The organism is Desulfuromonadales bacterium (genome assembly GCA_035620395.1).
In the GTDB taxonomy this organism is placed as follows: domain Bacteria; phylum Desulfobacterota; class Desulfuromonadia; order Desulfuromonadales; family DASPGW01; genus DASPGW01.
This window is the reverse complement of the sequence record DASPGW010000183.1, coordinates 1-11258: the sequence shown is the minus strand read 5'-3', so window position 1 is coordinate 11258 and position 11258 is coordinate 1. Positions and strand designations below refer to the sequence as shown.

9 protein-coding genes are annotated in these 11258 nt (G+C 58.5%); all 9 read right to left on the bottom strand.

From position 1 onward, the window contains the following. Positions 1–1359 (bottom strand): DNA mismatch repair endonuclease MutL (gene mutL / locus VD811_09875; GenBank protein HXV21278.1); only part of this gene is annotated, 1359 nt, incomplete at its 3' end. A gap of 97 nt (positions 1360–1456) precedes the next feature. Next, the gene (locus VD811_09870; protein ID HXV21277.1) at positions 1457–2359 is read right to left on the bottom strand and encodes an AAA family ATPase; all 903 of its coding nucleotides are present in this window, start codon (positions 2357–2359) and stop codon (positions 1457–1459) included. A gap of 27 nt (positions 2360–2386) precedes the next feature. Next, complete coding sequence (locus VD811_09865) at positions 2387–4864, bottom strand: tetratricopeptide repeat protein (GenBank protein ID HXV21276.1); 2478 nt, start codon at positions 4862–4864, stop codon at positions 2387–2389. A gap of 261 nt (positions 4865–5125) precedes the next feature. Next, the gene (locus VD811_09860) at positions 5126–5836 is read right to left on the bottom strand and encodes a pseudouridine synthase (GenBank protein HXV21275.1); all 711 of its coding nucleotides are present in this window, start codon (positions 5834–5836) and stop codon (positions 5126–5128) included. Positions 5837–5895: 59 nt separating this feature from the next. Next, the gene (scpB, locus tag VD811_09855; protein ID HXV21274.1) at positions 5896–6489 is read right to left on the bottom strand and encodes an SMC-Scp complex subunit ScpB; all 594 of its coding nucleotides are present in this window, start codon (positions 6487–6489) and stop codon (positions 5896–5898) included. Next, positions 6476–7243 (bottom strand): segregation/condensation protein A, encoded by a 768-nt coding sequence (locus tag VD811_09850; protein ID HXV21273.1) that lies wholly within the window; start codon positions 7241–7243, stop codon positions 6476–6478. Before VD811_09850 ends, scpB begins: the two co-directional genes overlap by 14 nt. A gap of 16 nt (positions 7244–7259) precedes the next feature. Then, a complete protein-coding gene (locus tag VD811_09845; GenBank protein HXV21272.1) occupies positions 7260–7988 on the bottom strand; it encodes a site-2 protease family protein in 729 nt (242 codons plus the stop codon). 40 nt (positions 7989–8028) lie between these two features. Then, the gene (locus VD811_09840) at positions 8029–10698 is read right to left on the bottom strand and encodes a CBS domain-containing protein (GenBank protein ID HXV21271.1); all 2670 of its coding nucleotides are present in this window, start codon (positions 10696–10698) and stop codon (positions 8029–8031) included. Between the two features lie 100 nt (positions 10699–10798). Further along, a partial coding sequence (locus VD811_09835) for a nitronate monooxygenase (protein HXV21270.1) occupies positions 10799–11258 on the bottom strand: 460 nt, incomplete at its 5' end.

The following is an 11258-nucleotide window of genomic DNA, read 5'->3' as shown; positions in this document are numbered from 1 at the left end:
CCGCTCGTGCGCGGCATGCTGATCGATCAGAACCAGATCATCCCCATCCTGGCAGACGATAAAGCTTCTCCGGTATTGGCCGATGACCAGCAGCGAGGAGAAGAACCCCAGGGGGGGGTCGGCTGCTGGCGGTTCCGGCAGCACGAAGGGCGAATTCGCTGCACGCGCTGCGCCGTCCGCAACATGTACGAAGGGTCCCGGCTGGTTTCGGGCATAGCCGAGAAGGGCTTCCCGCACCTCCTGGCGGCGGACTTCCGCGGGGTTTTCGACGACGTCAGCAGCAGATTCGCCACTGACCAGATCAGGCGGAGATGAAGCCAGGCCACCCGGCTTTGCCGGTTCCGCATTCGTGGCGGCCAGCCAGCCGGACGGACGCAGCGTCTGTTGCAGAGCGGCAACAATGAAATCATGAACCGTTCTCTGGTCATGAAAACGAACTTCGTGCTTGGTGGGATGCACGTTGACATCAACCAGGGCGGGGTCGATCTCCAGGAAGATGACAAGAGCCGGATAACGACCTTTGACCAACAGGTGCCGGTAGCCCTCCAGCAGAGCATGCTGCACCACCCGGTCGCGAATATACCGACCGTTGATGAAGGTATACATCATGCCGGTGGTTGCGCGGTTGAGTGACGGCTGTGAAATCAGCCCTTCGAGTTTCAGGCCAAACGGCCCCGGGAATGAAAGCGGGACCATCTCCTTGAGCAAAGGCCGACCGAGCAGCTCCGCCACCCGCTCTTCGAGCGAGCCGTGCCGATAGAGATCGATGAGCATCCGCCCCCGGTGCACCAGGGAAAAACGGACAGCAGGCTGGACCAGGGCCAGTTTCGTCACTACGTCGCCGATATGGCCCAGTTCCGTCTCTTCCTGGCGCAAAAATTTCCGCCGGGCGGGGGTATTGAAAAAGAGATCGCGTACCTCGACGGTTGTCCCGCAGGGGATTCCCACCTCTCCGGCCCGTTTGACGCTCCCCCCCTCGGCGTAAATTTCCCACCCGACATCCGTCTCCTCCGAACGACTCGCGAGAGTCAGCCGGGAAACGGCGGCAATGGACGGCAGGGCCTCGCCGCGGAAACCAAAGCTGTGCAGCCGGAAGAGATCTTCATCGCTGCGGATCTTGCTGGTAGCATGCCGCTCCAGACAGAGGAAAACGTCGTCCCGATCCATACCGCGGCCATTGTCGATGACCCGGATGAGTTTCCTGCCGCCACTTTCGACTTCAACGCGAATCTCGGAAGCACCGGCGTCCAGAGAATTTTCCAGCAGCTCCTTGACGACCGAAGCCGGCCGCTCCACCACTTCACCGGCGGCAATCTTGTTGCAGAGGTTTTCAGGAAGAATCTGGATCTTTTGCTTCATCGGCTTCCCGACAATGAGTGAATGGTCACCCGTGGTCAAAACACGAACGGCCGGAAGGCCGGCCGCAAAGAATCATGAGCTTCAATCCGTCAGGAGGTCAGAGCTTCTGTTCAAGACGATCCAGCAGGCTCTCGATCTCGTCAAGCTCGCCGCCCCGACTCATCGGAGCGATCTCGGCCAGCGGCTGACGCAACAGTCCGAGATCGCCGGCGACACTGTGCACGACCTTGAGATCGACCGAACTATGTTTCATCATGTAGGTTTCAAACAGGCAGTTATCGCACAGGGTATTAATCAACCGGGGGACTCCGCCGGCATAGCGATGGATGGCCGGAATCGTATCCGCAGCAAACAGCATCCTGCGGGCACCGGCGACCTGAAGGCGATGCTTGATATACGCCTCACAGGCGCCGACCGTCAGCGAGTGAAGACGAAACTTGACCGCTACCCGCTGGGCCAGAGGCTCGTCCAGGCGCAGGCAATCCTCCACTTCGGGGAGGCCGAAAAAAATGATGTTCAGGAGCTTCTTTCCCGGGATTTCCAGATTGAGCAGACCGCGGAACTCTTCCATCAGCTCACGGGTCTGCAGCATCTGCGCTTCATCGATCAGCACAACGGCCCGCCTGCCGGATTCTTCAATCTGCAACAGCCGCTCATAAAGCTGGCGCAGCAACGCCAGTCGATCGGCTGCGGGTTCAGGAACACCGAGTTGCATGGCGATCCGGGTCAGAATCCAGGCGGGCGTGATGCCTGAGTGCACCATGACCAGAAGCGATGATTCATAACGCTCCTCGGGGAGGCTGTCGAGCATGCGTCGGGCCAGGGTGGTTTTCCCCGTACCCACGCCACCGACCAGCACGGCCAGCCCCTTGTTGGAATCGACCGCATACATCAGCCTCAGCAGGGCCTGGCTGTGCTGCTCGGTGTTCAGATAAAAACGCGCATCAGGTGCGTTGGAGAAGGCCTCTCGGTCCAGCCCGAAATGTTCCGTATAGCTCATCCTCGCTCCGCGAAATTGCCTGCTGGGTTAAATGTAGGACACCCGGCTTCTGCTCCCCCGGCCACCGGGGTCTTCCTTGCCGGTGTTGGCATCAAGGCCCAGAATTTTTCGAAGGGCTTCAATCTTTTCGCCGACATTACGAAAAAAGAGATCGGCATCGGCCGCAGACTGGAAACTGTCAAGCGCTTCCAGAGGCCGGCCCCATGCCTCGTACAGGAGTCCCATCTCGTAGTGAAGGCTGATGCGTTCGGCTGCGTTCAGCCCCTGATAAACAAGCCCGCTTTTGAAAACTTCTTCGGCCAGGTCAAAAGCTCCCTTTTCGAAGAGGCAGGTCCCCTTCAGCGTCAACGAGTCGACCAACCGTCCCGGATTTTTCATTGCTTTGTCGAATTCTGCAACGGCGTCGTCGAAAAGACCCATCTCCTTGTAGGCAATTCCAAGATTGTAATGGGTCTCTGTATCTTCGGCGTCAATCTGGGTCTCAACGTTCATCTTGAAATCGTCAACAATGCCGTCGAGACCGAGGTGATCGACCTCATCCAGACCGGACATCACTGCATGTCCCTGCCAGCCCTCGTTATTGCGTGATGCAACGGGTAGATCGAAAAGTTGATGCTCCGCAGGGGCAATGACAGCTTCCTGGCGAAGTGTCGCGAGTTCAGCCAGCTTTTCCTGGGCCTCTGCACACCCGGGGTCAACGCAAAGGAGTTGTTTGCAGATCCGCTCAGCGTCATCAAAAAGCCCCTGCTGCAGATAGAATTCGGCCTCTTCAAGTTCGCCCCGGGCATTCATCGCCGGGTTGGGCAAGGATTCAAGGCCGGACAGCAGGTCACGAAGCTCAGAACCAAGACACTCGCTGGCGGTCTTCGCATCCTCAGCAGCTTCAGCGGCGTGAGTCTTGAGGGGCTCCTGGTCGGAAATCAGTTCGAGCTCATCAAAGAGTTCCTCCGGCTCGAGTTCTTCGAGTTCTTCCAGGATTTCTTCAGGGTCGAGCTCTTCGAGGTTCTCTTCAGCCAGCGCCGAAACATCGCCTTCACCAGCCCAAGCTACCCCGCTAAGGGCAACAGACTCTTCATGGGCGGCTCCTCTTCTGTCGTCGAGAATCAGCTCATCCTGTTGAATTGCGAGCCCCAACAACGGCTCATCAAGCTCAAGTTCGAGCTCCAGTTCCAATTCATCTGCAATGGTCTCAGGACAGATTGCGGCCTGCAGCAGTCCCTTGGACACATCGGCCAAGGGCTTTGCAGATGAGGGCGCAGCGAGTTCGGCTGTCGTCTCGAGAAATTCGAGGGGTATTTCCTCGGCCCCTCCAGACTCCGCGTCGGATTGGCTTTGAACCGCGCCTGGGTCAGGCTCCCGGGCGGGTGCAGCAGCTTCAACGGACGCAGGCTCTGCAATCTCAACGAAAACAGTCTCCGAGACCGCGAACTCAGGCGCCGGCGATATTTCGGCCAGAGGCTGGCAAACGGTAACGGTGTCCGGAATTTTTTCATCTTTGCCAGCTTGATCGCCGACCAGAGAGAGGGCTGCGAGAACCTGCTCATTGCCGGGGAAAACTTTCAACAGGTCCTTATAGAATGCTTTCAGCAACGAGACTTGACCGCCAGCGATGAAAACATCTTTCCATTCATTCAACTCTTCAAGGGCTCGGCGATGCTCACCTCCGTCAAGACAGGCTCGGATATAGCCTTCGCGCAACTCGAGGTTTCCAGGCGCCTGTTTGAGCAGGTGTTGATAGGTCAATCGCTCGTTCTCGTAATCCTCTTTCTCCCGATAACCAAACGCCAAGGCCTTGAGTATCTGACTGTTTTCAGGACTGTCACGCAGCAGGACCTTCAGCATCTGCAGCCCCTTCTCGACCTCTCCCTTGCGAACAAGAGCTTCGGCAAACCCGATTTTCATCTTCGGGTCATTGGGGAAAAGGGGCTGGAACATCTCGTAAAGTTTAGCAACCCGGGTGAAATCCCGGGCTTCACGCAATTGATCGAGAATTTGCGATAATTCCGCCCATGCCTTGTCGCGGAGACCGGTTTGGGCATAAAATTCGGCGATTCTAACGTGAATATTGAGATTCTCGGGTTCCAGTTCAGCCATTTTTTGCAGAACACCGATAGCATCTGCAAGCAGCTTCTTTTTTTCAAAAAGCTCCGCCAGATTGCGGTATTCCGCCAAGGCATTACCGACCAGACCCTGCTTGATGTTAAGTTCAGCCAGCCGATGGCAGACATTGGCCTGCTCCGGATCGAGCCTCTGCATCTGCTTGTAAACGGCAATGGCCTTTAAATTAAAACCGTTATCGGCATAATACCTGGCTACCGCGCCGTATTCGCCCAGCGCTTCGGCATTCATTCTGGCGCGACAATAAAGCTCCGCCAGTTTCTGCCGGTTCCTGATGTCTTTGGGATCCTGCTCAACGACCTGCTGATAGTCTTTGATCGCTTTCGCAATCTGACCTTTCTGCAAATTCTTCTGGGCCGAGGCCAGGAGATTTTCCTTACTGGACAAAACTTACACCCGCACTTGGAGGTTGAAATACGTTCCGTGTGACTCTAAACCATCCCCGACAAGCCTGTCAAGGTGAAATAAGGTCTGGCTGTAGAGTAAAAGCGATGGAAAAACAGGCAAGTACACAGACATCAAGCGGCTATTGGGAGGTGAGAATCGCGACGGATTCCATCCTGCTCGGCTGTTGCCCATAATAGGCACGGACCGACTCCGTTTTTCTTAAACGATCAGTCCAGCAAGTGAGATCAGGGACGACAGAACTCAAAGTCGTTTCAGTCGCGCCACCTCCGCAGGGGAGAGGATGCGATACTTACCTGCCGGAAGTGAGTCCAGCTCGAGAAAGGCCAGGCGGATACGTTTGAGGCGGCTCACCGGATGTCCAACTGCTTCGCACATGCGGCGTACTTGGCGGTTGCGGCCTTCGCGGATCGTGATCTCCAGCCAGGTGTGACTTCCGGTCGCCCGCACCTTTTCTACCCGCGCCGGAGCGGTCAGACCATCCTCCAGCATGACTCCCTCTGCCAGTTGCCGCCGTGCGGCAGACGACAGCGCACCGCGGAGCCGGACCAGATAGGTTTTCTCCACTTCATGCCGTGGATGCGCCAGACGTTGGGTAAGTTCACCGTCATTGGTCAGCAGCAGCACTCCTTCGGTCGTCAGGTCGAGACGACCGACGGGGTGGAGACGGGCGGGGATATCCCTGACCAGATCGGTCACCACCGGCCGGCCTTCGGGATCGCTAAGAGTAGTGACGTAACCGACCGGCTTATTGAGAAGCACATAATACTTTTGTTCTTCGACCAGCAGGGGGCGTCCGTCGACCTCGACCCGGTCGCATGCCGGATCGGCACTATCACCCAGGGAGGCGAATTCGCCGTTGACGGTCACCCGGCCGGCGGTGATCCAGCGCTCCGCCTCCCGGCGCGAAGCTAGTCCGGAAGCAGCTATCAACTTTTGCAGACGTTCCTTCATCTCAAGTTCTTCCAATAAAAAGCCGGGTCTATTTCCCGGCTCTGCCTACGGCCATGGATTCAGGCCTCGTCGCCGGATTCCCCGTCGGGGTATTCACCCTTGGACGGGCCCTCTTCGCCGCCGGCCACCTCAGGGGTGATTTCGCTGAACTCCTTGAGCGTCGGAAGGGCCGCCAGGTCGCCCAGCCCGAAAAGTTCCAGAAATTCGCGGGTGGTGCCGTAGATCATCGGTCGGCCGGCAATATCCTTCTTGCCGAGGATCCGCACCAGATGCCGGTCGAGCAGGGTTTTGACGACCCCACCCGAGTCGACACCGCGCAGGTACTCGATCTCGGCGCGGGTGATCGGCTGACGGTAGGCGATGATGGCCAGGGTTTCCAGGGCCGCCCGGGAGAAGCGGAAGGGACGGCTCTTGTTCAGGCGCCGCACCCACTCGACGTGCTCTGCCCGCGTGCGAAACTGGAAGCCGCCGGCGACCTCTTCCAGCACAAAACCGCGCCTGGCCTGCCGGTATTCGGACTCAAGTTCCCGCAGTATCTCCACGACCCTCCCCCGCTCCACCTCGATCGCTTCGGCAATCCGTTCCGGCCGCAGCGGGATATCGGAAATGAAAACCAGACTCTCGACAATCGCCTTGAGTTCAGATGTATCCAAGGGAATCCTCTTCGAGGTGCAGAGACGCTGTTTCCTCGCCGGCAACGGCTGGATAAAGCCAAATCGCCCCGAATCGGCTGTTTTGCATCAGGCGGACCAGTTTCAGGCGGACCAGTTCGAGCATGGCGAGAAAGGTGACCACGACCTCGCTGCGGTCCGGTCGGTTGGTGAAAAGTTCACGGAAGGACAGGCTCTCACGGCCGTCGAGAATGGTCAGGATCACATTCACCCGTTCAGTCACCGACAGTTGGTCGACATCGATATCATGAAAGATTTCCGGCGGCCCTCCCCGCAGAATCGAACGGAAGGCTTCGACCAGGTCGTAAAGGCCGACCGCCTCGAAACCGCTCTCTTCCGTCGCATCAAGGTCGGGAGATGAGAACGTGCGGGCGAAGACCTCTCGACCGAGCAGGGGCATGGTGTCGAGGGAGTGCGCGGCCTCCTTGTACTTCTGGTATTCGAGCAGTCGTCGCACCAGTTCGGCCCGCGGGTCCTCCTCTTCCTCCTCCGGTTCGTCTTCCTGGGCCTGCGGCAACAGCAGTCGGGATTTGATATGGAGCAACGTGGCAGCCATGAGCAGAAATTCGCCGGCCACATCCAGATTCAGATTTTTCATGGCGTCGATGTACGCCAGGTATTGGGCCGTGATGTCGGCAATGGGGATGTTATAGATATCCATCTCATTTTTCTTGATGAGATGAAGAAGCAGATCGAGCGGCCCTTCGAAATTTTCGATACGAATTTCGTATGACATGAATAAATGACGACTCTCAGGTCCGCAGGAAGTTTAACACTTGAAAGACTACAGCGGAATCCTTACCGGCTAGCACATGCACACAGAGGGATACGAGCGGCTGCAGCAGCATTGGCCAGATTGGCGTATAAAATATGACGAACAAAATAATGATGAACCCGAAATACTCGAGTCGGTTAAAAAAATCACCGTATCTTTCCGGGAGAATGGCACTCAGGATCCGCCCGCCATCGAGCGGCGGTATGGGTATCAGATTGAAGATGCCGAGAATAACGTTGATATAAAGGCTGAAAGCCGCCATTAACGACAACGGATCGAGGACGTTGCCGAATTCGCCAAGGTCGGTGCTTCGCAACAGGATGAAAAATCGCATCGACAAGGCGGAAAAAACAGCCAGGCCAAGATTGGTTGCGGGCCCGGCCAGGGCAACCCAGATCATATCCCTTTTCGGGTTTCGTAAATTCCGGTAATTGACCGGCACGGGACGCGCCCATCCGAATTTGAAAACGATCAGCGCCAGCGTGCCGATGGGATCGAGATGCTTGAGGGGATTCAGGGTCAACCGACCGAGCAAACGTGCGGTCGGGTCACCGAAACGGTCGGCCACATAGCCGTGCGCGACCTCATGCAAAGTCACCGCCAGCAGAGCCGGCACCAGCATGATCGAAATTTTGGCGACCAAATGTTCCATGACCTTCGACTTGGCGGAAAAAATAAGGCTCTTGTAGCAGATGGTGGAAAGCAAGTCAACGAACGTGGCCCGCTCGAGAGCAGCAGGGCAGGAGCTATTGTTTGCCCGTTGGGCGTTTTGACTCTGCCCGAAGGAACCGCCGCTGCACCAGGGCCACCTCATCTTCGCGGCTGATCACCCGGCCATTGAGTCGCGCATCGAGGAGCGTCCCCAGAATTTTCTTGAAGACCGGCCCGGGCGGGACACCCAGGATTTGCAGGTCGCGCCCGGTCAATAGCGGCGCGACGCCACGCAGGTGAGTGAAAAACTGGGAAAACCAGCGGCGGACCTCCTCGCTGGCGGCTCGCGCCATGAGGTAGAGGAGCACCTCGGTGGAAAACGGCATGAGCCAGTGGTAGAGGTCGCTGGGGCGGGGTTCTGACCCTCTGGCTCTTCGCCGCTCCAGAAGCTGTAGAACCTGATGGGCATCTTCACGCTCTTCGCAGAACATCTCGCGATAGCGGGAGGGGACCCCCAGGCGGTTGCTGACCCCGACCATCGCATCCTGGTCCAGGGGCGCTGCCAGACAGAGAAAATAAACAAGCCAGCGATGACAGCTCTCACCGGTGTACAGGAGTTCATACCAGTGAAGCGTCCTGCCGGCGTTTTCGAAGAGCTGCCGGCTGCGGCCGGTCAGCAGCAGCGAAGGATGAATATATTTGAGCAGATCGAACTCGGCCATCCGGAAGACCGCCGGCAACGGGTCGACTTCCTTGAGAATGATCACCAACTCGTTGAACAGCCGCAGGCCGCCCACCTTGTCGAGAAAACCCATGCGCACGGCGCTGCGCAGCAGGTATTCCGAATGCTTGCCGATGTGGAAACCGAGACGCTGTTCAAAGCGGATGGCGCGAAAGACGCGGGTCGGGTCTTCGACGAAACTCAGATTGTGCAGCACCCGGATGGCCTTCTCCCGCAGATCGCGCTGGCCGCCGAAGAAATCGAGCAGTTCCCCGAACGCGCGATGATTGAGGGCCACCGCCAGGGTGTTGATGGTGAAATCCCGGCGGTAGAGATCTAGCTTGATGGAGGCATGCTCGACCTTGGGCAGCGCTCCCGGCTCGAGGTAATACTCCATCCGCGTCGAGGCAACATCCACCTTGAACCCGTCGTGATGAATGATGACGGCGGTTCCGAACTTCCGATGGGTGCGGATCCGGCAGCCATAGCGCTGAGCGTATTCGGCGGCAAAGGCGATGCCGTCCCCCTCGACGACCAAATCGAGATCGAGGTTCCGCTGCCGTAGCAGCAGATCACGAACGAAACCTCCGACAATGAAGACGCCCAGACCGAGATCGTCGCCTACCTTGCCCATCGCCTGCAGCATGGCCAGAATCGGCGCCGGCAACTGTTCACGCAGAAGACGCGCAACCTGCCGTTTCTTGAGGGTGGGACTTTCGGCGGAATCGCCGGCCAGGGCAGTCTGGGCCACCCTGGCCCCTTCCACCAGATGCCGCAGCAGATCCGTCCGGGTGATGGCGCCGACCAGACGGCCGCTTTCGATGACGGGGACGAAGCGCTGATTTCGCTCGACGATCAGTTCCTGAACGGACTCGATGGGCGTTTCGGGGGCCACGACGGTGAACTCCCCGCTCATGCATTCGCTGACCGGCAGTTCGGCCAGGCCGTGATGCGCAGCCTTGTCGGCCACCTGACGGGTTATGATCCCCACCACCCGGCGGCGGGCCAGGACCGGCAGGGCATTGATGTTGTAGCGGGTAAGGATTTCGCGCACCTCGGCGACGGTCGTTTTCCTGGTCACGCTCTTGACCGGAAACGACATGAGCTGCCGGGCCTCCCGCTGCGGTCGAACATGATGGCGAAGAACTTCGGGGAGCCGTTCGAGCACCTGGATCAGTGTCTGCTCCCGCACTGTCCCCGAGGCGGCGAAGGCATGCCCGCCGCCGCCGAATTCTCCGAGGATTTCACCCACGTTGACTTGCGGGATGCGGGAACGGCCGACCATGAAAACCCGATCACCCATGCGCACCGCAACGATGAGGGCGTTCAGGTTTTCCATGTCCTTGAGCTTGTGGGCCAGCACCGCAAGATCGCCGACGAAATGATCGACCGAGGCATGGGCGATGGAGATGTCGATCCCTTCCAGATTGAGGACGGTGCGAGACTGGATGAGTTCGTGCAGCAGCGCCACCTGGTCGACCGTCATTTCCTGGGTGAGAAACTCGGCAACTGTCGTCAGGTCGGCGCCGTGCGCATGAAGGAAGGCCGCCGCCTCGTAATCCCGGCGGGTGGTGGAGTTGAACAGCAGTCCGCCGGTGTCCTCGTAAAGGCCGAGCATCATCATGGTCGCCTCTTCCGGCTCCGGAACGATCCTCCGCTCCATGAAGAGCTGGACAAGAACCGTCACCGAGGCGCCGACCGGTTCGATATGCTCCACGGTACCATGCAGGTCGGCCTGACCCTCCGGGTGATGGTCGTAAATATGCACCTCTACCCCCGGCCGCCGGGACACTTCACCAAAAGGACCGATCCGGTCGGACTGGCGCACATCGACCAGAATCAGACGGCTGATGCGGTCGAGATCGATGTCGCGAATGCGTTTGAACTCAAGAGAACAGGTAGTGCTTCGGAGCAGGAACTCGCGCAGGCTGCGTTCCTGGGAACCAGCAAAAACCATGGCCGCATCGGGGTAGAGCCGACGGGCGGCGACCATCGCCCCGAGGCAATCGAAATCGGCATTGATGTGGGTGGTGATGACGTCCATAAGTAAACCGGCTTGAGGCTTGGGGCAGAGGACGCAAAGGTGATTTCACCTCATGCCCCCGATGTTTCCCTTTCGCCTTTCGCCATTAGCCCTTTGCCGGTTAAAGCTTGAGACTGCCGATGAGTTCGTGGATATCGCCGATGCCTTCCTTGACGCAGAACTGCTCGAGGCCGTCGATGACAGTCTGCATCGCCGACGGGTCGACAAAGTTGGCGGTTCCGACCTGTACCGCCGTGGCACCGACGATGAGGAATTCCAGAGCGTCCTCCGCACGGGCGATGCCGCCGATGCCGATGACCGGGATCTGGACCGCCTGAACCACCTGATGGACCAGCCGCACCGCAATCGGCCGGATGGCCGGACCGGAAAGCCCGCCGGTGCGGTTGGCCAGGCGAGGGCGGCGCGTTCGCACGTCGACCGCCATGCCGGTCAGGGTATTGATGCAGCTGATGGCATCGGCCCCAGCCTCGGCAACTGCCCTGGCAACCACCGTGATATCGGTAACATTGGGGGTGAGCTTGACGATCAGCGGTTTGTCGAGATTTCTTCGCACCAGGGTG